Below are 22,587 nucleotides of genomic sequence, written 5' to 3'. Positions count from 1 at the left end.
GCTTCCTTGGAACTCAGAGGCAGCCACGAGGAAGCTGTAACCGATCAGCCATGTCGATACCTGTGAATGCTGCCTGGCCTGTCGCACTTCTCCAGCCGAAAGTAACTCGACTTAACGACAGAGTCAAGACGTGTATGGTTATGTCGTATGGTCGTCGTTGTGCAGGCATTGAAATTCCGCTGCGCAAGCGGACCGCCGCCGCAGGTACGTGAACAGAGGACCGCGCGGGCCGCACGTCGCCCCTCAGGGAGGAGTCATCATGACCGCATCCGCGCCCAGCTCTCTGGAGTACGAGACCTTCGTATCCGACGGCACACCCCGGGCCGGCGAGGAACGTCTGCCGAACGGCGACAGACTCGTCTCCTCACCGCTGACCTCAACGCTGATCTTCGGGGAAGAGGACGCCGTGCTGGTCGATCCCCCTTTCACCCGTGATCAGACCGAACAGGTCGGTGACTGGGTCGGGCGGTCCGGCAGGCGCCTGACCCACATCTACTCGACCCACGGGCACGGCGATCACTGGTTCGGCACCGCGGAACTCGTGAAGCGATTCCCCGGGGTCACTGTCTACGCGACCCGCGGCACCATCGAGGTCATGCATCGGCAGGCCACCGACGGGCGCGCGCAGATGTGGGACAAGCGCTTCCCCGGTCTGATCCCCGACAGCCCGGTTCTGGCCCAGCCCATTCCCGCCGACGGCTTCCAACTGGAGAGCAACCTGATCCAGGCCGTCGAGGTCGGACACACGGACACCGACGAGACGTCCGTCCTGCACGTACCGTCCATCGGCCTCATAGTCGCCGGCGACGTCGCCTACAACGGGGTGCACCAGTACATCCTCGAAGGCGGCAATGGCGGCCTGCAGAAATGGCTTACGGCCATCGATCGCGTCGCCGCGCTCGAGCCGCGCACGGTTGTGGCCGGCCATAAGAACAAAGACCTACCGGATGATCCCGCCATTCTCGACCGAACCCGGCAGTACCTGCTGGACGCCATCCGGCTGCTCGACGAAAACCCGACCGCCCGCGAGTTCTTCGACCGGTTGACAGGGCTCTACCCGGATCTGCTCAACCCGGGTCCGGTGTGGTACGGAGCGATCGGGCTCCTGGGAAAGTGACCCGGAGAAGCCGTGGTGGCGACAGTTCAGCGGCTGACACGAACGGTGCCAGCGAGACATCGCCGGTCACCTGAGTAACTGCACGCTACTGAATCCGGGTGCTCGACCAGACCAAGGAGTCGAGGGTCGACAACACGTCACCTCAGCTTCACGAGAGGGAGCCGTGTCGCTCCCCTCATCGCACGACGATGTGGCAGCCGAACTACCGCCCGGTCGCCGCCATCCGAGGCCATGAACCGCGCGGACGCCGGCCCGCCCCGCCCGGCTCGGGTCGCGCCCCTGCCGGCCGGCAGCCATCCTGGAGGGAGTACCGACCGCCCGCGACCAGGGCAGGAGCTGCCAGCAGAGCGTCGCCCCGCACGCCGTAGGCAGGCGTCGCCGACCGAGGCGCCCTGCCGCGCCGCCGCCTTCTGCCTCGGCATGCAGATGATGCCCCCTGCGCAAGGGGGATTACATCTGGTCCTCTGCACTGCCTGGTCCCGCGCGGCCATGACACGTTCGCTCCAACTGCGAGGCGCCCGGAGTGAAGGGCACCCATCGCACGACGATGACGCCGCGGCCGCGGCAGGCCACGCGGCGGGCTGCGGACCGCGAGACCTGGAAGGCGGCCGTTCGGATCTTCCCCCGCCCCGCGTTGCAGGAGCCTGGTTCAGCCCGGTTCGAGTTCCCTTTCCGGAGGAACTTCAGATGACCACGCGTACCGACGTCATCGACCACGCCGCCCGGCGGCTTGTCGTGGGGCTCCCCACTCCCTACGACGCGGCCCGCGAGCACTACGAAACCCTCGTCCCCGAGGCCGATCTCAGTCGCTTTTACGACACGACCTCCTGGCAGGCCACGCTCGAACTGGCCGAGATCAACGCTCCGCACGCCTTCATGCGCTATTACCGCAGCGACATCACCGCGGCGATGACCGGATCGGCGTCTTGTTGGAAGGCCACCCAGTACCTCATGGGCAACCACACCATCGCCGAACGCATGTACCGCCACGACCCATCGGTCATGCTCCACGCCCCCCTGCGGACCCTCCTGTACATCGACCTCGACGGCGTCACGAAACTGGCCATCGACCAGCCGAGCCTGCTGTTCGCCAGCTACGGCGACCCGCGCATCACCGACGTCGGCCGCGAACTCGACGCCCACCTCGCCCGACTGGTCGCCCTGCTCGGCGGCGAGGTGCCCCCGCAACTGACCCAGTGACAGTTCCGGACGGTCGACATGCCGCGAGCGCGATAGGGCCAAGCCGCTGTTGACGGCCCGCTTCCCCCTCGGCACCGGAGTGCGCGCGGCCGCGCGCGTGCCGGAACGACCCGGGGGTTCGAGGGCGGGGCCCACCTCAAGGCAGCCAAGCGCAAGGCACTCGCCGACGCACGCTCCCTGCCGTCCGCGTTCACGGCCGTCCGGTGCAAGCGGGGTTACTGGTTCGTCTCGTTCCAGGCCGACGAACGCCTCAGTCATCTCCCGGCCGCCGAGCAGCCGGAGGCAGCCGTCGATATCGACGCCCCCAGCCCGAGGTAGTACGTCGCTGCCCGTTGCGGTGGTATTCGTCGCCGGGGCCGTGAGTCTCGAAGGTCGATTCCGTTGGACGGTCCCGTCGGCAGCGGCATCGCTTGCCCCACATGACGTCAGTCAACTGCCGTTCGTGCGCGCCGTGCTCGTCCTGACGAACCTCGAAATCAACCGCTGACGGATGTGAGGCCGCGCCGTCTGGACGCTGAAAGTCACTCAGCGAGAGTGAGCGAACGAAGGCCGGCGTCCAGCATGCGGATCAACTCACCAACCCGTCCGCCGCCACTCGGTGCCGCCGGAAAGCGTTTGAGCACGTCAACGACGACTGGCGTCGCACGTTGCATCGTCTGCTCAAGGCTTTCGGCACCAACACTCCGATCTTCGCTGGCGACGAGTTCGGCCGCTCTGGCCGCGTAAGCGCCAGCTCCGAGAATGTGCTTGACCTGGGTGGCCTTGGCCAGCGGATGCAAGTAGGCGGCGCCTGCCGCCGACATCGCTGCCCACGCTGCCTCACGGGCAGCCGCAGTGTCCGCGCTCTTGGCCGCTTTGAGGGCCGCCGACGCTGTTTCGCGCAGAGATTTCCCGCGTTCGCCGCCCCGAGCGAACTCCCACGCGGCACCGATAGCGTCTCGAGGCCGCGAGTCGTCCGGCTGATCGGCCTCGAATATCTCGAGCACCGCCTCCGCGCACGCCGCAGCGAACGCGGCAACCTCACGAAGGTCCTGCTTGCCCAGAACGATCTCGCTCGCTTCCCCTGTCATGGTGCCATCTTCCCTGATTGCGCTGGACAGCCGCGGCACGGGCGGCTCCGGGCCGCCATGCCGACTGGCTCCCAAGCAGACCGGATCGCCGAACTGCTGATTCAAGGTGGCGGAGGCTCAGTCGTATGCAAGTGCGCCACCGTTGAGCTGTTTGGCCGCATGATCTCGCGCGAGAGCGATCCGACCCTCCTTGGTGTCCGGAGCGAAACGGTCGTCGGGCTGGTAGTGCTCCGCTGCCGAGACCTCGACACGGGGTCGGCGCCGACGCGGCCGGCATGCCCGGCAGCCGGGCAATCGCCACCCGGACATGAGCCGGCAAGTGGCTCACTTTCCACGGTGCACACCGCGTCGGCAGACCCCACTCGACCACCAAAACTCCCGTCATCGTCTGCGCGAGCTGCCCCGCCCCAAGCCGAAACGCTTCAACTATCCGCCCCTGATCGCATGCCGATCAAGCGACCCAACCAGAACTGGCGCAGCATGAGACCTCAAACGCGCTCCGCGTGATGGGTACGGTCAAGGTCGCGTCCGGCGCACGTCGGAGCTGCTCGCTCCTGACGGGCTGACCCACGATTGATCTCGGGGCATGCCGGCCTGGGGTTCGGCCGGCTGGTGTTCACTCGCAGATCGGCCCCGTTACTCGTACCGGTACTTCAGCGAGTCCGCCTCCGTCTGCTCGATGTCGGCGATCGTCAACTCCGGCATCCGCAGTTGGGCCAGCGTCACCTCGGCCGAGGTCGGCTGGGCGTCCGCCGGCAGCCACTGCTCCGGCTTCCAGGCCCCGCTGCGCAGGAGCGACTTGGGGCAGTGCGGGTAGACCTCCTCGATCCCCAGCACCAGCGCACTGGCCGGCGGCTTGCCTACGGCGGTCAGCTGCGACAGCAGCTCCGGGCGGGTGGAGACGACAGCCCGGCCGTTCACCCGCAGGGTGGTGGTCCGCCCGGGGATGACGAACAGTAGCCCGGCCCGCCCGGTGGCGATGACGTTCTGCAGGGTGTCCAGCCGCTTGTTGCCGGTCGCGTCCGGTATCGCCACCGTCCGTGCGTCCAGGACGGCTACGAACCCGGCGGGGCCGCCGCGCGGCGAGACGTCGCAGTTGCCCTCGGCGTCCGCGCTGGCGACCAGGACCAGCGATGAGCAGCCGATCAACTTCCGGGTCTGTTCGGTGAGTTCGGTCATCTGCTTGCGCACGGCCGCGTCGCCGGGGAGTTCGTAGGCCCGGCGCAGCGCCTCCTGGTCCGGCACGGCGTCGAGGCGGAGCGAGTCGAAGGCACTGCCGGCAAGATGTGTCGTCATGCCTCCGACCCTAACGAGCGGACCTGCGATCGATGTTGGTCGGTGGGGGCGGGGCCAACATTGGGGCGAGTTGGCCGCAGAACTCGCCCCGCGCTGGGTAGACGCGCTGGGTGTCCGGGCGTCACGGGCGACGTGAGGACGACCATCGTCGGGAGGCGGGGGCCGGGCCGAATCTGGTCTTCACCGACCGGCTCCTGGTGGCACTGGTCCAGCTGCGGACCGGGCTCACCCATGAGGCGTTGGGCATGCTCGACGAGGCGGGATCCTCCGCGATCGGCCGGGCAATCCGGGAGGCCCGCCCGCTGCCGGCGGACCGTGGGTTCGCCGTCCCCGACTGGCCCGGCATCCGGCTGCGCCACCAAACGACCCACCCAGCACAACCCGAGCACCGAGCTGGCGCACGTCCGCACCACGGTCTGCTGAACGGGGCTTGCAGGCGGAGCCTGGGACCCTAAGGCGTCGCGGGTCAGCCTTTGGAGGGACGTGGGGCCCGCAGGTGCGCCCGCTCCTTCAGCTCCTCCTCGTCGACCAACTTGAGCATCGGCTGGCCCGGCGCGCACACCATGGTCACGACGAACTTGGTCGGCGCGTCCGACAGGGCGTTGCCGTCCTGGTAGTGGATCACGTCACCACCCGGCTCCCAGAACGTTCCCCCGGCCTCGACCACACGCTCCGGCTCACCCTCGAGCTCGAACCGGACCGCGCCCTCCATCACGTAGCCGAACGACGGCCCCGAGTGGCGGTGCGGAGGGAGCCCGGGGTGACCGGGAGGCCAATCAACAAGGATGGTCATTCCCGAACCACCCTCGGGGAAGAAGGGCGGAATGACGTCTTGCAGCAACTGGACTTCGGGCGGCAACGAGATTTCGTGCCCCTCGTCGGCGGTCCTGTGCACTGGGTTCTTCTCTGACATGCACCACACCTCCGTAACCCTGCCTGAAATGGACGAACTTGCGTCGGCCACTGCGTCTGGACCAATCAAGCGATCCACTCGTTCGACGGTGACCGAGTTCGTCGGTTCCGGGCTCACACAACTTGCTCGACACTAGGACCACAGCCCGCATCCGTGACACACCGTGCGCCTTCTGCCTCGCTCAGCCAGTCCCGAGACCACTGTGCCTCCCGTCGGCGGCCGCCACAATCCGAGAGCCGGCGGCATCGAGAACGCATCGCAACCATGTCATCGGCCGACACCTGGCAGGCATCGGTAACCGGGGGTGCCGGCGGAGCTGGTCTTCGACCGGCAGGAGTCCGGGGAGTGCACCCAACCGGGTCTCTTCCCTGACCTTTCCCTGAGGGAAGGGGCGACCGGTACTGGAGCATCGTGATCCCGGCTCCCAGGTTTGCGATGTGTGCGGTGGGACGGCGGCGGGTGGGCGCCAACTGGTCATGTGCCTTGGTGACGACGACTGTCTGCCCGAGGGCGCCGCCCGCGCCTATCTCCGGGACTTGACCGGCGCCAAGCTGCAGCTGCTTGACCGCGGCGGATACTGGCTCCTGGAGACGCATCTGAACAAGGCCGTCGCCCTGGTCCGCGATTTCCCCGGCCGGGTGCACGCCGCTTGAGTGCCCCCACCCTGAGCCCGCGCCGGACGATGGGGCCACGAACGCCCAAGGGCACATCGTCCCTGACCGCGATGCTGGTGCCGCCTTCGCTGCGCTGGCCCTCGACTTCGGCTGCCTGCCGGGCGAGATCTGGATCAGCGACCTGACTGTAGACACTCAGGCGCTGCCGTCACTCTCGCCGCACTCGTGAACCCCGCCAGCCCGTAGCTTGCGACTCGGCTGGATGACCGCCGTCGCCGTCGTGCGTTCGTCGTGGAACAGCAAGGGCAGTGGCAGAACATCGGCCGACTGAGGCGCGCTCTGGAGCGCATCCGTCTTTCCGCCGCAGCGGACAATGCCGGTCGCGAGCCCGCCGGCCCCCTGCCTGCCGGGGGCAGCGGCGGAACATGACCGCTCCGTCTCGGGCCGACCGCACCCCTTCCGGCCGCCTCACGCCTGACGGCTGACACCATCGCACCGCCACACCTGGGCCCGCCTCCGCTGTCAGCGACCGGGGCGGGCCCGTCTCCGTTCCCAGCTGGATATCGGTGACTTGACCCAACTCGCCGACGTCGCCGAGCTCGAACCTCTCACCAAGTTCAACCCACCTGGTCCGACACGCCGTCGCACTGTCCAGACATCTCAACTGCCGTGCCACAGCCAAAACAGTCCAGGCGGTCACGGGCCGGTACTGGTCCGCTGCCACCTACGGCGAGGTGGGCCGTGCTCGCATACAGCTGACCCCTGAGCTCCTACTTGATGTCTCTGCCGTGCTCGGCGTGGCCTCCGGCGACTCAGCTGCGGTGGCCGACCAGGGCCGCCCTACCATCGATGGCCTGCTCAAGCCCGGTGGCGGCCCGCGCGAGCCGTGCCGAGCCCCGAAGCATCCGCCCTTCGCGCCCGCACCCAGCACCCAGCACCCAGCACCCAGCACCCAGCACCCAGCACCCAGCACCAGGATCCTCATCGGCCAACCCGCTCTGAGCGTCGCCACTGCGGGCGCCGCCGCGCTATCGCCACAGGCAACCGCGATACAGCCATGTTCTTACATTCTCCCGCCGTGGTGGCCAGGTACCGTAATGCCCGACTTGCGTGACATAACCAAACGCCATACGCTTATTTCCAACGGGAGCTCGAGGTGCAGCGCCCCCCTCCCCGGCGCCGCCCATGAGCCGCTCACTCGGCAGTGGTCGTACGGCGTGCAGCGCTGTTCCCATGCCGCGTTCCCACCGATGGAGGTCTGACGATGATCATTGACGCTGCGGAACTCGACGCCGCCCACGCGTACAAACTGCTGATCGGAAGCATCATTCCGCGCGCCGTGGCCTGGGTCAGCACGGTGTCGACCGAGGGCGTGGCCAATCTCGCGCCCATCTCGTTCTTCACCGCCGTCGGCAGGAAGCCGCCCATGGTCTCGATCACCATGCAGCCGCAGGCGGACGGCGTCACGCTGAAGGACACCTTCATCAACATCCGTGACACCGGCGAGTTCGTCACCAACCTGGTGACGCTGCCGCAGGCGGACGCCATGCACGGTTCGGCGTACGGGTTCGAGCCGGACGTGGACGAGTTCGAGGCGCTCGACCTGGGCAAGGAGCCGTCCGAGGTCGTGCGCGCACCCCGGGTCAAGGACGCGCCGATCTCCTTCGAGTGCGTCGTCGACCGGATCATCCCCGTCGGGGACGACATGGTCGACCACGTGGTGTGGGGCCGGGTGGTGCGCTTCCACGTCCGGGACGACCTCTACCTGGAGCGGGGCCGGATCGACACCGCCGCCCTCCCGGCCGTGGGACGCCTGGCCGCCGAGTACACGCTGGTCGAGAACGTCTTCACCACCCCCCTGGACAAGGACTTGCTCGAAGCCCGGCAGGGCCGGCGGATGCAGCGCCTGGACGGACGGGCCGCCGACTGGTCCCCGATCAACACCAAGGAATGGTCCCCCTCGGGCGAGGTCAGGGTCGCTCCCGGAAAGTGAGCACAGCAATGAGGACAGAGCGGATCGGATCGAGCGATGTGCGGTTCCGGCGGCAGGGCGAGGGAGACCTCGCTGTGGTGTTCGTCCACGGCTTCCTGGACGACCAGTACGTCTGGGACGGCCTGATCGGCGAACTCACCACCCCCGGCATCGAATGCGTCACCCTCGATCTGGCCGGGAGCGGCGACCGCACGCAGGCGAGCGGGCCGTTCACCTACGACCGGTTCGCCGACGAGGTGGGCGCCGTGGCCGACGCCCTCGGCAAGCCTTTCGTGATCGTCGGGCAGAGTCTGGGATCGGCGGTGGCCGAGCTGGTGGCCGCACAGCGCCCCGACCGGGCTCTCGGTCTGGTCCTGGTCACCCCGGTCCCCCTGGCCGGCACCCGGCAGCCCGACGAGGTGATGGACACCTTCCGTTCCCTGGGCGGTGACGGCGACGCGCAGCGCGCGGTCAGGACGCAGCTGTCGGCAGCGCTGGCGGAGGCGGACCTCGACCGGCTGGTCGTGAGCGGCACGCGGATGCGTCCCGAGACCGTGCGGCAGGCCGCCGACTGCTGGAACAGCGGGCACCCGGCGGGCGGGCAGCCCAGCCGGTACACGGGGCCCGTGCTCATCGTGCGCGCCGAGGACGACGGCTTCGTCACCGACGAATCGGTCGCCCGGGGGGTCACGCCGCGGTTCGCCGCGCCCCAGACGGTGACGGTCGGCCAGTCCGGGCACTGGACCCACCTGGAGCAGCCGACCCGCGTCGCGGGCCACCTCGATCGCTTCCTGGCCCGGGCGCTGCCCGCCGTGGAGGTGTCGGCCTGGACCAACGCCTTCGAGGAGAAGTCGGCCGACGCGTTCAGCGACGCTTTCGCCGCCGACGTGACGCTGGACGCGAGCGCCCTGACCCGCACGGTCGAGGGCCGCGACCAGGTCAAGAACGTGATGGCAGCGTCGAGCACGATCTACGACTCGCTCGTCTTCACCCAGGAGACCGTCAGCGGGGAGCGCTCCTACCTGGAGTGGCGGGCCACCGCGTTCGGCGGCACGCAGATCGACGGCGTGACGATCCTGACGAAGAACGCGGACGGGCAGATCGCCCGGGCCGCCATCCACCACCGGCCGCTGGGCGCCGTCCACCGGTTCTCCGCCGAACTGGGCCGCAGGCTGAACGGCGTGCTCGACGCCGAGTACTTCCACCGGGGCTGAGCCCCCGTTTCCGTCATTCCGGCCAGGGCCCGGCCCTGGCCGCACCGAGGAGGTTGTTCAATGGTCCAGCGCGAGGATGTCGCGTTCGACGCCGACGGCGGGGTCACGCTGCGCGGCTGGCTCTTCCTGCCGGACGGTCCCGGCCCCCACCCGGCGATCACCATGGCCCACGGCTATGCCGGGGTCAGGGACCACGGCCTGGAGCCTTTCGCGCGGGCCTTCGCCGAGGCGGGCTTCGTCGTCCTGCTGCACGACCACCGCAACTTCGGCGCCAGCGACGGCCTTCCCCGGCAGGACATCGACCCCTGGCGGCAGATCGCCGACTGGCGCCGCGCCATCTCCTACCTGGAAAGCCGACCCGAGGTCGACGCCGACCGGATCGGCCTGTGGGGCACCAGCTACGCCGGCGGCCACGCGATCGTGCTGGGCGCCACCGACCGCCGGCTGCGCGCCGTCGTCTCCCAGGTGCCGACCATCAGCGGCTTCGAGCAGGGGCGGCGGCGCATCGCTCCGGAAGCGGTCACGAAGCTGGAGGCGGCCTTCGACGACGACGAGCGCGCCCAGGCCCGCGGCGAGGCCCCCCGCACCCAGGCCGTCGTCGGCGACGACCCTGCCGTGCCCGCCTCCTACCGCACGCAGGAAGCCATCGACTTCTACCTCCAGCCCGTGCCGGAGGGCGCCTGGAGCAACGAGGTCACGATCCGCTCCAACCGGCTGGCCCGCATGTACGAGCCCGGGACCTGGGTCACCCGGGTCTCCCCCACGCCGCTGCTCATGGTGGTCGCCGCGAACGACACCGTGACCCTCACCGACACGGGGCTCGCCGCCTTCGAGCAGGCCCTGGAGCCCAAGCGGCTGCAGATGATCCCCGGCGGCCACTTCGACCCGTACACCACCGAGTTCGACCAGGCGAGCACCGGCGCCCTCGACTGGTTCCGCCGGCACCTCTCCTGACGAACGCCCCCCCACACAGTGCAAGGACGAACCATGCCCCATCTGACCTACTCCATCGACGATGGCCTCGCCACGCTGGTCCTTACCAACCCGCCGCAGAACCGCATCGACCCGCAGATGGCCACCGGCCTCGCCGCAGCGCTGGAGGCGATCGGCCACAGCGACGCCCGCGCGGTCCTGGTCCGCGCCGAGGGCCCGGACTTCAGCTTCGGTGGCGACATCGTCGACTGGCCGGATGCGGACGTACGTGAACTGCGGACCCTCTTCGAGCGCTACATGCAGGTCTTCAACCAGCTCGAGCGGCTCCCGCTGCCGGTGATCGCCGCCGTCCACGGGTTGTGCTTCGGCGGCGGTCTGGAACTCGCGCTCCGCGCCGACGTGATCTTCGCCGGCGAGACGGCCCGCTTCGGCCACCCCGAGCAGACCCTGGGCATCGTCACCCTGCTCGGCGGGATCTACCGGGTCGCCGAGCGTGCGGGCCGGGCACGCGCCGCGGAGTGGGCACTCACCTCCGAGCAGGTGGCCGCCAGGGTCATGGCCGACGCCGGTGTCGTCAACCGGGTCGTCGCCGACGACACCCTGCTGGCCGAGGCGACCGCCTTCGCTCGCAAGGTGGCCAAGGGACCCACCCGCGCCTACGCCGCACACAAGGCCCTGCTGCGCGCCTGGGCCGTCGGCGGCGTCTCCGCCGCGGACGAGGCGATGTTCGACATCGCCATGCCTCTGTTCGAAACCGACGACGTCAACAAGGGCCTCGCCTCCGCCGTCAAGGCGTTCAAGGCAAAGCAGCCCCGGCCCGCCGTCGACTTCCAGGGCCGCTGACCGGCCCACCCCAGAAAGCCGCAGGACCCGTCCCCCAGGCACCACGCCCCCTGCAGCGGGCACCCGCCGATGAGTGACGGATGCCCGGAGCACGGCACCCATCGTAACCGGCCCCGCATGACCGGCACCAAGGCCCGGCGGGGCTGCCACACCATGGCCCGGGCCGGCCGCTAGGCCCCCGGCACCACTGCACACGGCACACGGCGCCGGTACGACAGAGCAACCGCGCCGTCTCGTACAGCACCAGCCCGGGGAACGCACCTCCACCGCAGCCCTCGCGTTTGCCTGCCCAGGGCAGGCAGGCGCGACGCGCACGAAGGAACAGCAGTCATGAACGCAGAAAACGCCACGTCAGCCGAGTACGGCGAAGCCGTCGGCCGGGACAGCAAGCCGGTCTTCGCGCTGCACCGCCGCGGCAAGACGGCGATCACATCGACGGTGCCGCTGCGCGACAGCGACGACCCCTCCCTCGCCCACACCCCCGGCGTCGCCGAGGTGTGCACCGCGATCGCCGAGCAGCCCGAACTCGTTCACGACTGCACCTGGGCCTCCCACACCGTCGCGGTGTGCGTCCGCGCCAGCCGCATCACCCCCGGCATGAAACTCGCCGCAGCCGATGCCCTCGCCTCCGTGGTCGCCGACGAACTGCGCCCCGACCACATCATCCCCTCCCGCTCCGACCCGCGAGTGGCCCCCGCGGTCGCCGAGGCCGTCGCCACCGCCGCCCGGCTCGAAGGGGTAGCCCGGCGGTGAGCCACCCAGCGGAGTCACCGCGAACGGATTCCACTGTCGTCGAGCTACCACCAGTCATGGAGAAACCCGGAGTGCACCCCCAGCCCCACCCCCCGCATCACAGGCGCCGCCATCCCATCCGCATCTGGCTGCAGCCCTTCCTGATCGGCCTGGTCATCGTCTCTGCGTTCGTGAGCTGCTACATCGGACTCATGCGCGACCCCCAGCCCCACCGGATCCCCGTGGCGGTCACGGGACCGCAGCTGGCGAACAAGGTCCAGCAGGCCCTGGGCGACTCGATCGATGTCCGGCGAGCCGACTCCACCACCGAGGCACTCGATGCGCTGCGCCACGGCGACACCGTGGCCGTTCTGGGCACCAGCCCTCACGGCAAAGGCCTCCAACTCGACGTCGCGAGCGCGAACGGCCTGTCCACGACCACCGCCGTCACCAAACTCGTCACCGCCTACGCACACGGCGCCGACCAGCACCTCAGCGTCTCCGACATCGTGCCGCTCGACCGGTATGACGCCCGCGGCCTGGCCGGGTTCTACGTCTCCTTCGGGGTGACCCTCTCCGGCTTCGCCCTCGCCCAGAGCGTCGTGGGACTCAGCAGCCTGCTCCACCTGCGGCACCGTTTCACCCTGATGGCCGGGTTCGCCGCAGCGTCGGGCCTTGTCGCGGCCGCCATCGCCGGCCCCATCCTCGACGCCGTCCCCGCACCGTATCTCCCCCTCGCCTTCGTCCTGGCCCTGCTGGCCGCCGCCGCTGCCTTCACCACGAAGATGCTGGCCACCTACGTCGGCCCCCTCGGCATCCCCCTCGCCACCCTGCTGCTGCTGACCGTCGGCAACTCCACCAGCGGCGCGACCATCGGCACCGACCTGATGCCCAGCGGAGCACGGGCCGTGTCGGCACTGCTGCCCCCCGGCGCCGCCGTCCGCGCCATCGCCGACCTCAGCTACTTCCAGGGCTCCCACGTCCTCGCCCCGCTGGCGACACTCATCCTGTGGGCCGCGGGTTCCGCAGTCCTGCTGGCCTTCCGCACCACCGAACAACGCCCGGCCACCCTCGTATCGCCCCAGCCCCAGCCCCAGACCGCCCCGACCCCGCACCGGTCCGGAGAAGACCGCCCCACATCACACCGAGCCACCATTGACGACACACCCACAACCCACTGGGCCGACACCGACGAGAGACACTCGGCATCAGGCAACGGCACCACACTGCAGCCGGCGTTCACCGCGCCGCCGACAGAGCCCGACACGATGCTGAAGGCTTCGTCCGACGGCGTCTGACCGACCTGTCTCGGTGCACGCGTCGACGTTGCCCACCGGCAGATCTACACCACCATCCACCAACCGACTTGGACCATACGGATGACATCGGTGAGGTGGCCTGACTCGTCCTCGCCTCACGCGACAGTCCGTAGCGTGTGAACCTGGAATGCCTCGACACGTCTGACCCGTCAGGAAGTTCAAACCCCGTCCACCGACGCTGCGGTCCGATGGACAAAACGGGAGGATTCCGCATGAGAATCGCGATTCTGGACGACTATCAGGGCGTTGCGCTGGGCCTGGCCGACTGGGATTCGCTCCACGCCGAGGTGCATGTCTTCACTGAAGCCTTCGAAAACGAGGAGGCGGTTGTGACGACGCTCGCCGAGTATGAGGTAGTGGTGGCCATGCGAGAACGGACCCCCTTTCCGCACTCAACCCTGAAAAGACTGCCACGTCTGAAGTTGCTCGTCACCACCGGGCCGGTCAACGCGGCAATCGATCTGGATGCCGCACACCGTTCGGGTATCACCGTGTGCGGTACGGGGTATTTCTCGTACCCGACGGTTGAACTCACCTGGGGGCTCATTCTTTCCGCAGCACGCCTGATCCCACAACAGGTGGACTCCGTTCGCCGAGGTGGATGGCAAGAGGGGCTGGGGGTGAGCCTCAGGGGTGCCACTCTGGGAGTTCTGGGCCTCGGGCGACTGGGGACTGCGGTAGCGGAGATTGGGCGCGCTTTCGGCATGCGGACCATTGCCTGGAGCAAGAACCTGACACCCGAGGACGCGCAGGCGAAAGGAACGACATACGTTTCGCGAGACGAGTTGTTCACTCGCTCCGATGTCTTGAGCATTCACGTAGTACTCAGTGAGCGCACTCGAGGGCTCGTCGGTGAGCGCGAACTGAGCCTCATGAAGCCGACGGTGATTTTGGTGAACACCTCGCGCGGGCCTGTGGTGGACGAGGCGGCACTGCTCAGGGCGTTGGTCGAGAAGAGGATCGGTTCAGCGGCGCTGGATGTCTTCGATCGCGAACCCCTGCCGTCCGATGATCCTCTGCGTTCACTGAGCAACGCTGTGGTGACACCTCATATCGGCTACGTAAGTCGGGATCTGTATGAGGTCTTCTATCGGGACGCGGTCGAGGACATCGCCGCATGGCACGCCGGAACACCTGTTCGCATGCTGTCTTGACGGGCGCAATGCGCTCCCGGAATGCACCGTCACTCCCTATCGTCTGGCGACGCAGCGGGCCCGCCGGTAGTGCTGCAACACTCCGGCTGCGGCGGCCCCGTTCACGTCGAGCTACGCGGTTCCTGCGGGCACGAGGTCGCCTGCGCCGAAGCCGAGCCGCGGCCACGTGGTGGAGCCGTACGGGACGACGGGGGCGAGTCTGCCGAGCCACGGTTTGTGTGTGGAGTGGTTTCACCAGCAATGGAGCTGTCCGCGGCGTGGGAGGCGGTGCCATAACCGGCGGCGGGGTCGTGTCCGCGGTTCCTCACGCCCAGGAGGCACTGGGCCTCAGCCTTTCAGCCGGTGTTCCGCCCCACGCACAACGATCGCGCCGGAACTACGCGCCCCACGTGATGCGGTGCCGTTTCTGATGAGACACGGGGCCCGCGGTTCTGTCGGCGCGGCGGCAACTTACGAAAACGAGGTGTCCGGCCATGGAGGTCAAAGGATCGGTCGCGCTGGTGACCGGCGCGAACAGGGGCATCGGACTCGCTTTCACCCGTGCTCTGCTCGCCCGGGGCGCAGCCAAGGTGTATGCGGGCGTCCGTGACCCCGAGAGCGTCCGGGAGCCGGGGGTCGAGAGGCTGCGTCTCGATGTCACCGACGAGGACCAGATCGCGGCTGCGGCGGTGGCGGCGTCCGACGTGACCATCGTCATTAACAACGCCGGAATCCAGGCCGGGCCGAGCCTGTTGGAGGGATCTCTGGAGGGCGCGCGGCGCGAGCTGGAGGTGAACTACCTGGGCACCTGGGCGGTCTCGCGGGCCTTCGCTCCGGTGCTCGCGGCCAACGGCGGCGGAGCTCTCGTCAACATGCTGTCGGTGGCGTCGTGGCGGGTGAACAAGCCGTGGCCCAGTTATGCGGCGTCGAAGGCCGCTGAGTGGTCGCTGACCAATGCATTGCGCGTGGGTCTGCGACAGCAGGGGACACTGGTCGTCGGGGTGCATGTGGGCCTTGTGGACACCGACGCCACCGTGGGTCTCGACGTGCCGAAAGTGCCGGCTGCGGAGGTGGCGGCGCAGACTATGGACGCGATCAGCCGCGACCTGCCCGAGGTATTGGTCGATGAGGTCTCCCGCCGGGTGCGCGCGGCGTTGTCCGGCCCTGTGGAGCTCCTGGATCCAGCACAGTGAACAGCGACGGCGAGATTGCCCAAGGCCATCCGACACCAATGGAGAGATGGAATGGACACTGACTTCGATGTCGTCGTCCTCGGTGCGAGCCCCGGGCGGCGAGGTGGTCGTCGTCAGTCCCGGCGCATTCGATTCTCTGCTCACGTCCGCCCCGTCCGTCGAGGACCTGGCCGACCGGCACGAGGACGACACCGCGGAGATTCTCCACACCTCGGGAACGACCGGTGAGCCGAAGGGCGCCGAACTGACCCACGCCAACCTCACCCGCAACGGCGACATCGCGGCCAACGAGCTGGTCCAACTCACCGCCGACGACATGACCTTCGGTGGGCTGCCCCTGTTCCACGCGTTCGGGCAGACCTGCACCCTCAACGCCGCCGTCGCCTCCGGCGCGTGCCTCACCCTGCTGCCGCGCTTCGACGCCGGGAAGGCACTGGGAATCCTCGGCGAGCACGGGGTGACGCGTGCTCCAACGGCCGGACACCGTGATCGCCGCAGGGCACTTCACGGACGATGTGTTCGGCCGTGTCACATCGGTGGGCGACACACACACCTGGGCTCCCGTCGACGAGGCGCCGAACGCGATCGGCGACTGAGCCGCACACATGGTGCTCGCGACCTCCCTGCGCGTCTGGCACCTGGACCGCGGGCTCTACCGGCCGCAGGCCCGCACCCGCGTCGTAGTGGCCGTCATCTGTGTGGGAGTCGGTGCGGCACGCCCGGCTCCCCTCGTTCTGGGCCTCGCCCTCGTCGTCCTGCTCGGTGTCCCCTGGGGACTCGCCGTGGCATACCGCCTGGCTCACGAAGAGGAGTCCGCCGCCGAGAAAGTGTCGGCAGCGGAACATCAGGACGACAACATGCGCTGAGCCCTGCACTCGATGCACCCAGGACGGTCCTGTCCGGGGGAATCAGTCGATCACGGCGACCCGCCAGGTCTCCTCGTCGGCGTCCAGGAGCGCCGCGACGAGGGCGGCATCCGGCAGCGGGCCATGGTCTGCGGCGACTCTCAGGGCCGAGGCCGCGGTCAGATGGCCCAGCCGCAGGGCGCGGTCCACGGGCAGCTGCCGCAGCAGGCCGCTGAGGAATCCGGCGGCGAAGGCGTCGCCGGCGCCGACCGGCTCGGCGACACGCACGGTCAGGGCGGCCACGCTGTGGGCAGCGGTCCCCACGAAGGCGGTGGCGGCGCGGTCCCCGTCCTTCACGACGAGCACGTGCGGGCCGGACAGGAGTTCGCGGACCCGTTCGGCGTCGGTGATCCCGTCCCCCCACAGGGCCTGGGCCTCGTCGAGGCCGACGAGCACGATGTCGGCCCGGTCTGCGAGCCGCCGTAGCACGTCGGCGGCGGAGCGGCCGTCCCACAGCGCGGGGCGATGGTTGACGTCGAAGCAGACGGGCCACGGGCGGTCAGGGCGCAGCGCGCGTTCGACGAGGGCGCGGCAGCCGGGCGACAGGGCGGGGGTGATGCCGCTGAGGTGGACGAGCGCGGCGCCCGCCACCGCCGGATCGTCGAGCACGTCGGGGGTGAGGGCCGAGGCGGCTGATCCGGCGCGGTGGTAGTGGACGCGGGTGCCGTGCCCGCGCGGGCCCGGGTCCTTGAGCAGCAGTCCGGTGGGCCGCTGCGGGTCGGTGCGTACGCCGCTCACGTCGACGCCGCCCGCGGCGATCCGGGCGCGGACGCGGCGGCCGAAGGGGTCGTCGCCGACCGCGGAGACCCAGCGGGCGGGAATGCCGTGGTCGGCGAGGTAGAGGGCGACGTTCGACTCGGCACCCGCGATGTCGACGCGCAACAGGTCGGCGCCGTCCAACGGACCGAGGGGGTCGGGGGCGAGGGCGGCCATGGTCTCGCCGACGCAGACCACGGGGCCGGGGCGCAGTGGCCGGTAGGTGCTCATGGTGGGCTTCCTAGGGTGTGTCGGCGCGGTCCGCCGGGGCTGGAACGGAGGGGACCACAGGGCGGTACGGGGCGGCCGGGGCGCCGGGAACGTCGACCCGGAGCGCGAAGACGGCACCGTCGAGGGGTCCCGGGGCGGCCAGGCCGATGTACGCGCTGGTGACGAGGAGCGTACGGCCGTCGGGGCCGCCGAGGCAGAGTCCCGCGGGCTGCCCGGCGGGCAGGTCGACGATCCGGTCGAGGCCCCCGTCGGGGCGGTAGCGGTGGACCTGCCCGGTGCCCCAGACCGCGGTCCACAGGCAGCCCTCGATGTCGGTGGTCATGCCGTCGGGGCTGCCGGAGCCGAGAGTGACGAAGCGTTCAGGGGTGCCCAGGTCGCCGGTCACGGGGGCGACCGGATAGCGGCGGATGACGCCCCGTGCGCTGTCGGCGAGGTACATGACGGTGCCGTCGGCGCTGAAGGCCGGGCCGTTGGGGATCGTGACGTCCCGCAGGACGCGGGTGACGCGGCCGTCGCGGTCCACGCGGTAGAGGGAGCCCGCGTCCTGGGTGGCCTCGTGCGCCATGCTGCCCGCCCAGAAGCGGCCGCGCGGGTCGGCGACGCCGTCGTTCATCCGCATCGGCACAGGTGCGCCTTCTTCGGGGCGCGCGATCCAGTCGACGCGGCCCGTGGGGTCGATGCGGCAGATGCCGGGGCCCGCCGCCGCGATCCAGTGACCGGGGTGCCCCTCCACCGGTGCCACGGCACCCAGTGGGCAAGGCAGTCGGGTGATCGGGGCGAGCGGCGCGTCGGGCCCGTCGGGCACCGCGAACAGCCGGCCGGTGAGGATGTCGGTCAGCACGGCGCGGCCGTCCGTCCAGCGGATGCCCTCGCCCAGTTCGAGGCGGTCGGTCCCCAGGACCGCGGGGGCGGTCACGGGTGGGCGTCCGCGCGGACGACGTCCAGGAAGGCGCGGGCGCGCTCACGCAGGGCGGTGAGGTCGCCGCCCTCGGCGGCGTCGCCGATCAGGGGCGATCCGACGCCGACGGCGATGGCACCCTCGCGCAGGTAGTCGGCGGCTGCCGCCGCGTCCACTCCCCCGACGGGTACGAAGGGCAGGTCCGGAAAGGGTCCGCGCAGGTCCCGCAGATAGCCGGGGCCCCCGGCGCTGCCTGCCGGGAAGAGCTTGAAGGCGTCGGCGCCGAGGCGCCGTGCCTGGAGGATGTCGGTGGGCGTCATCACGCCTGCGAGCACGGGGAGTTCGAGTTCCCGCCCGGTGGCGATGCCGTCGCTGACCCCCGGGGTGACGAGGAAGGCGGCGCCGGCCTTCTGGGCGGCCCGGGCGTCGTCGGAGCTGAGCACGGTTCCGGCGCCGAGCGTCGCGTCGGGGCCGAGCGCGGTGCGGGCCCGCGCGATGACGTCGAGCGCGTCGCGCCCGGAGAGGGAGACCTCGATGAGGGTGACGCCCTCCTCGGCGAGGGTGAGTACGGTGGTCAGCGCGGCGGCCGGGTCGCTGCCGCGGACGATGGCGAGCAGCCGGTGGGCGCGCAGCGCGGCGAGCAGGTTCATCCGGCATCCCTTCTGGTGACGGTGGTTCAGGTGCGGCTCTGGTGACGGTGGTTCAGGTGCGGCGGGTCGCGGTGACGGTGAGCCGCCAGGTGACCTCGCCGGCCGGCGGCACTGTGGCGGTGTCGCCGTCGTCCGCCGCGGCGCGGTCGAAGACGCGGCCGAGCATCGGCTCGACGCCGATCGAGCGGTACGGCGCGCCCTGGGGGAAGCCGCCGAGGTTGCGCCAGAGGGCGACGGCGACGGGCTGCCCGGCGGCCTCGACGGACAGGTGCAGCGTGTCGGCGCCGTCGTGCACGGACACCTGGGAGGTGAGGACGACCGCTCCTACGGCGCTGCCGTCGTCCGGGCCGAGCCGGTCCAGCGGTACGCCGTCGACGCTGGGCCAGTTGCCGGCGACCCAGCGGTCGCCCTCGTCCGGGTAGAGCCGGGTCGCCGCCGGTCCGCCGACACCGATCCGGGCGCCCGGGGAGAGGTCGAGCAGGGCGTGGGCGGCCCACACGAAGCGGTAGCCGGGCTCGGCGGCGAGCGTGTAGTCGGCGACGACCGCGTCCCCTCGCTCCCCGATGCGCCGGGTCAGGCGGAAGTCGGTGCACTCCGCCACGTCCTCCTCCCCCGCCCTCCGCCAGGGCCGCGACCAGGCGTCCCCGTGGTCGGGCAGCCCGCGCACGGTGGGCACGCATTCCTCCAGGCCGCCGGCGTCGGCGAAGGCGTCACCGGGCCGGACCACGCGGCGGCGGGGCTCGTCGCGGTGCCACAGCCACTCGCGGCCACCGGCGGTCAGTGACGTCCAGCGTCCGCCGTGGTCCGGGTCGGTGGCGACGCGGACGGGCAACCGCGTGGCGCTCACCATTCGGCGAAGGAGCCGTCGACGTGCCGCCAGACGGGGTTGCGCCAGGCGTGGCCGGACCGGTCGGCGGCACGGACCGCCACCTCGTCGACGGCGATGCCGAGTCCGGGCAGTCCGGTGCGGTGCGCCTGGCCGTCGACGAAGCGGAAGGGCTCGGTGTCGACCAGATAGGACAGCAGGTCGGCGTCCTTGTTGTAGTGGATGCCCCGGCTCTGTTCCTGGATCAGGAAGTTGGGCGTGGCGAAGGCGACCTGAAGGCTGGCGGCCAGCGCGATGGGACCGAGCGGGCAGTGCGGCGCCAGGTGGGCCCCGAAGGTCTCGGCGAGCGAGGCGATCCGGGTGACCTCCGATATCCCTCCGGCGTGCGACAGGTCCGGCTGGGCCACGGCGACGCCCGCGGTCAGCACCGGGAGGAAGTCGGCCCGCCCGTAGAGCCGTTCACCGGTGGCCAGCGGCACGGACGAGGCGGCGACCAGCCCGGGCAACAGGTGTGCCTGCTCGGGCAGGACGGGTTCCTCGACGAACAGCGGGTGCAGCGGGGCCATCTCGTGGAGCACGCGGCGCGCGTTTGCGGCGCTGAAGCGGCCGTGGAAGTCGACGGCGACGTCGCGGTGCGGGCCGAGGGCCTCGCGGGCGGCCGCCACGCGCTCGACGACGGAAGCCGTCTCGGCGGGGCTGCCGATCGGCGGGGTGCGCCCGGCGGCGTTCATCTTGACGGCGGTGAAGCCGGCCTCCACCTGGGCGGTGACCTCCTCCTTGAGCCGTGCGGGTTCGTCGCCGCCGACCCAGGCGTACACCCGCACGGTGTCGCGGACCGGGCCGCCGAGCAGGGTGTGCACCGGCACCCCGAGGGCGCGGCCCGCGATGTCCCACAGGGCCTGGTCGATGCCGGCGACGGCGCTGGAGAGGACCGGGCCGCCCCGGTAGAAGCCGCCCTTGCTCAGCACCTGCCAGTGGTCCTGGATGCGCAGCGGGTCCTGGCCCACCAGGTACTCCGCCAGCACCTCGACGGCCGACCGGACCACCTCGGCCCGGCCCTCCACCACCGGCTCGCCCCAGCCGACGACCCCGTCGTCGGTCTCGATGCGGCAGAACAGCCACCGGGGCGGGACGAGAAAGGTCTCGACGCGCGCGATCTTCACAGTGCCTGGCCGTCCTTCTCGTGGGTGGAGCCGTCCGCGCCCTCCGGCGTGGACGGACCGCTGAGTTTGTCGAGGTCGCGCGTCGCCTGGTCGAGCAGGGCGCGCATGGCGTGTTCCGCGCCGTCGGGGTCCCGGTCGCGCACGGCGTCGAGGACGGCTCGGTGGCTGGGGACCGGGTCCTCGCTGTGGGGGGCGCTGTGCACGAGCCGGTCGCGCTGGGCCAGGCCCGACTCGATGACCATCTCCATGCGTTCCAGCAGTTCGTTGTGGGTGGCCGCGAGCAGCGCCCGGTGGAAGGCGAGGTCGGCCTCGACGGCGTCGCTCGCGCCGCCCTCCTGGCCCATCGCGGTCAGTGCCGCCTCCAGTGCCTCGAGGTCGGCGTCGGTGCGGCGGGCCGCGGCCAGCCGCACGGCGGCGGGTTCGATGATGCCGCGGACCTCGCCGAGATTGCGGAGCAGCGCGGGGTCGGCGCCGGTGCCGCTGCTCTCGGAGAACTGCCAGCGCAGCACGTCGGCGTCGAGCAGGTTCCAGTCGGAGCGGGGCCGCACGAACGTGCCGCGCTTCTGCCGGGCGTCGACCATGCCCTTGGCCGCGAGCACCTTGAGGGATTCGCGCAGGGCGGTCAGGCTGACGTCCAGTTCGCTCTGCAGGGCCGCCATGTCGAGCGTCGCTCCCTCGGGGATCTCGCCGCTGAGCACCCGGCGGGCAAGGGTCTCCACGGTCTGGCCGTGCACTCCGCGGCGCGCGTATGGCGTCATGTGTTTGCCTTTCTTGCTGGTCGGTCGGTGGCTGGAGCGGTCGGTCCCGTCACGCGGAGGCCTTGCTGACGCTCCAGCCGCCGTCCACGAGCAGGCTCGATCCGGTGATGTAGGAGGCCTCGTCGGCGGCGAGGAAGGCGACGGCGGCGGCGACCTCCTCGGGGGTGCCGAAGCGGCGGGCCGCGGTCTCGGCGACGCTGAGCTCGCGCTCGGCCTGCGGGACCCGGTCCCAGGCGGCGGTCAGGATCGGTCCCGGCAGTACGGCGTTGACCCGTACCCCGGGGCCGTACTCCACGGCGAGCTGACCGCACAGCGACAGCAGGGCTCCCTTGCTCGCCGCGTACGCCGGGTGACCGGGGATCCCCCGGTGGGCGTGGACGGAGGAGATGAGCACCACGGCCCCCTGGTGCTCGCGCAGGTCGGGCAGTGTCGCCTTGACGCCCAGGAAGGCGCCGGTGAGGTTGACCGAGAGCTGCCGTTCCCAGGAGGCGAGGCTGGTCTCGTGGGCCGGTGCGACCGCCACCGTGTACGCGTTGCTGACGAGGACGCCCACGGGCCCGAAGCGGTGGGCGGCGGTGATCACCCGCCGCCAGTCGTCCTCGCTCGCGACGTCGGCGGCGACGAAGAGGGCACGGGCCCCGTCCTTGCGCAGCCGCTCGGCGGCTTCCTCGCCGCGTTCGGCGGCGATGTCGACCAGGACGACGGCCGCGCCTTCCGCGGCGAGGCGTGCCGCGGTGGCCGCGCCGATGCCCGACGCGGCGCCGGTGACGACGGCGACGCGGTTGGTGAAGCGGGCGGCTGGGTTCATGAGGTGGGTCGTCTCCTGTTCGAGAGGGAGGTGGGGTGCGGAT

At 70.4% G+C, this 22,587-nt stretch carries 23 protein-coding genes and 1 pseudogene; 14 read left to right on the top strand and 10 right to left on the bottom strand.

Annotation, left to right across the window (positions count from 1 at the left end):
* The first annotated feature begins 259 nt into the window (after positions 1–259).
* Entirely contained in the window at positions 260–1,117 is an 858-nt protein-coding gene (locus ACZ69M_RS25240; RefSeq protein WP_470053092.1) for an MBL fold metallo-hydrolase, read from the top strand.
* 687 nt (positions 1,118–1,804) lie between these two features.
* Positions 1,805–2,317 (top strand): DUF302 domain-containing protein, encoded by a 513-nt coding sequence (locus ACZ69M_RS25235; protein WP_470053091.1) that lies wholly within the window; start codon positions 1,805–1,807, stop codon positions 2,315–2,317.
* Between the two features lie 521 nt (positions 2,318–2,838).
* Here ACZ69M_RS25235 and ACZ69M_RS25230 read toward each other — a convergent pair.
* From ACZ69M_RS25230 to ACZ69M_RS25220, 3 genes are all read right to left on the bottom strand, one after another.
* Positions 2,839–3,492, bottom strand: coding sequence for a putative immunity protein (locus ACZ69M_RS25230; RefSeq protein WP_470053090.1), 654 nt, complete (start codon positions 3,490–3,492; stop codon positions 2,839–2,841).
* Between the two features lie 531 nt (positions 3,493–4,023).
* On the bottom strand, positions 4,024–4,683 hold the full coding sequence (locus tag ACZ69M_RS25225) for an MSMEG_1061 family FMN-dependent PPOX-type flavoprotein (RefSeq protein WP_470053088.1): 660 nt from the start codon (positions 4,681–4,683) through the stop codon (positions 4,024–4,026).
* A gap of 466 nt (positions 4,684–5,149) precedes the next feature.
* Positions 5,150–5,596 (bottom strand): cupin domain-containing protein, encoded by a 447-nt coding sequence (locus ACZ69M_RS25220; RefSeq protein ID WP_470053086.1) that lies wholly within the window; start codon positions 5,594–5,596, stop codon positions 5,150–5,152.
* A gap of 476 nt (positions 5,597–6,072) precedes the next feature.
* On the opposite strand from ACZ69M_RS25220, the gene ACZ69M_RS25215 reads away from it, so the two are divergent.
* From ACZ69M_RS25215 to ACZ69M_RS25160, 12 genes and pseudogenes are all read left to right on the top strand, one after another.
* Complete coding sequence (locus ACZ69M_RS25215; RefSeq protein WP_470053084.1) at positions 6,073–6,249, top strand: hypothetical protein; 177 nt, start codon at positions 6,073–6,075, stop codon at positions 6,247–6,249.
* A gap of 1,225 nt (positions 6,250–7,474) precedes the next feature.
* On the top strand, positions 7,475–8,203 hold the full coding sequence (locus ACZ69M_RS25210) for a flavin reductase family protein (protein WP_470053082.1): 729 nt from the start codon (positions 7,475–7,477) through the stop codon (positions 8,201–8,203).
* An 8-nt stretch (positions 8,204–8,211) separates the two neighbouring features.
* A complete protein-coding gene (locus tag ACZ69M_RS25205; RefSeq protein ID WP_470053080.1) occupies positions 8,212–9,396 on the top strand; it encodes an alpha/beta fold hydrolase in 1,185 nt (394 codons plus the stop codon).
* A gap of 60 nt (positions 9,397–9,456) precedes the next feature.
* Positions 9,457–10,350, top strand: coding sequence for an alpha/beta hydrolase (locus tag ACZ69M_RS25200; protein ID WP_470053078.1), 894 nt, complete (start codon positions 9,457–9,459; stop codon positions 10,348–10,350).
* A 33-nt stretch (positions 10,351–10,383) separates the two neighbouring features.
* Complete coding sequence (locus tag ACZ69M_RS25195; protein WP_470053076.1) at positions 10,384–11,172, top strand: enoyl-CoA hydratase/isomerase family protein; 789 nt, start codon at positions 10,384–10,386, stop codon at positions 11,170–11,172.
* Between the two features lie 330 nt (positions 11,173–11,502).
* On the top strand, positions 11,503–11,925 hold the full coding sequence (locus ACZ69M_RS25190; protein ID WP_470053074.1) for a hypothetical protein: 423 nt from the start codon (positions 11,503–11,505) through the stop codon (positions 11,923–11,925).
* 71 nt (positions 11,926–11,996) lie between these two features.
* Positions 11,997–13,202, top strand: a complete 1,206-nt coding sequence (locus ACZ69M_RS25185; protein ID WP_470053072.1) for a hypothetical protein — start codon at positions 11,997–11,999, stop codon at positions 13,200–13,202.
* A gap of 233 nt (positions 13,203–13,435) precedes the next feature.
* Entirely contained in the window at positions 13,436–14,377 is a 942-nt protein-coding gene (locus ACZ69M_RS25180; protein WP_470053070.1) for a D-2-hydroxyacid dehydrogenase family protein, read from the top strand.
* Positions 14,378–14,850: 473 nt separating this feature from the next.
* On the top strand, positions 14,851–15,549 hold the full coding sequence (locus ACZ69M_RS25175) for an SDR family oxidoreductase (RefSeq protein ID WP_470053068.1): 699 nt from the start codon (positions 14,851–14,853) through the stop codon (positions 15,547–15,549).
* Positions 15,482–16,000, top strand: a pseudogene (locus ACZ69M_RS25170) (AMP-binding protein); the annotation flags it as partial. The gene ACZ69M_RS25175 and the pseudogene ACZ69M_RS25170, both read left to right, overlap by 68 nt.
* Before the next feature lie 13 nt (positions 16,001–16,013).
* Positions 16,014–16,145 carry a hypothetical protein gene (locus ACZ69M_RS25165; RefSeq protein WP_470053067.1) on the top strand — a complete coding sequence of 44 codons (132 nt, stop codon included), beginning with the start codon at positions 16,014–16,016 and terminating at the stop codon, positions 16,143–16,145.
* A gap of 9 nt (positions 16,146–16,154) precedes the next feature.
* Positions 16,155–16,415: a hypothetical protein gene (locus tag ACZ69M_RS25160; protein ID WP_470053065.1), complete on the top strand. Its 261-nt coding sequence runs from the start codon at positions 16,155–16,157 to the stop codon at positions 16,413–16,415.
* Between the two features lie 42 nt (positions 16,416–16,457).
* Here the strand turns inward: ACZ69M_RS25160 and ACZ69M_RS25155 are convergent, their stop codons facing one another.
* Genes ACZ69M_RS25155 through ACZ69M_RS25125 form a run of 7 tightly spaced genes read right to left on the bottom strand, consistent with a single transcriptional unit; the run spans position 16,458 to position 22,544 of the window.
* Positions 16,458–17,441, bottom strand: a complete 984-nt coding sequence (locus ACZ69M_RS25155) for a sugar kinase (RefSeq protein ID WP_470053063.1) — start codon at positions 17,439–17,441, stop codon at positions 16,458–16,460.
* A gap of 10 nt (positions 17,442–17,451) precedes the next feature.
* Entirely contained in the window at positions 17,452–18,357 is a 906-nt protein-coding gene (locus ACZ69M_RS25150; RefSeq protein ID WP_470053061.1) for an SMP-30/gluconolactonase/LRE family protein, read from the bottom strand.
* A complete protein-coding gene (locus ACZ69M_RS25145) occupies positions 18,354–18,989 on the bottom strand; it encodes a bifunctional 4-hydroxy-2-oxoglutarate aldolase/2-dehydro-3-deoxy-phosphogluconate aldolase (RefSeq protein WP_470053059.1) in 636 nt (211 codons plus the stop codon). Before ACZ69M_RS25145 ends, ACZ69M_RS25150 begins: the two co-directional genes overlap by 4 nt.
* A 52-nt stretch (positions 18,990–19,041) precedes the next feature.
* Positions 19,042–19,839, bottom strand: coding sequence for a hypothetical protein (locus tag ACZ69M_RS25140; protein ID WP_470053057.1), 798 nt, complete (start codon positions 19,837–19,839; stop codon positions 19,042–19,044).
* Positions 19,833–20,978 (bottom strand): galactonate dehydratase, encoded by a 1,146-nt coding sequence (gene dgoD / locus ACZ69M_RS25135; RefSeq protein WP_470053055.1) that lies wholly within the window; start codon positions 20,976–20,978, stop codon positions 19,833–19,835. Before dgoD ends, ACZ69M_RS25140 begins: the two co-directional genes overlap by 7 nt.
* Positions 20,975–21,736: a FadR/GntR family transcriptional regulator gene (locus tag ACZ69M_RS25130; RefSeq protein WP_470053053.1), complete on the bottom strand. Its 762-nt coding sequence runs from the start codon at positions 21,734–21,736 to the stop codon at positions 20,975–20,977. The genes dgoD and ACZ69M_RS25130 overlap by 4 nt, the downstream gene beginning before the upstream one ends.
* A gap of 49 nt (positions 21,737–21,785) precedes the next feature.
* Entirely contained in the window at positions 21,786–22,544 is a 759-nt protein-coding gene (locus tag ACZ69M_RS25125) for an SDR family NAD(P)-dependent oxidoreductase (RefSeq protein ID WP_470053052.1), read from the bottom strand.
* Positions 22,545–22,587: the final 43 nt, after the last annotated feature.

The organism is Streptomyces sp. NPDC107454 (genome assembly GCF_055582885.1).
This window is presented reverse-complemented; position numbering and strand designations above follow the sequence as displayed.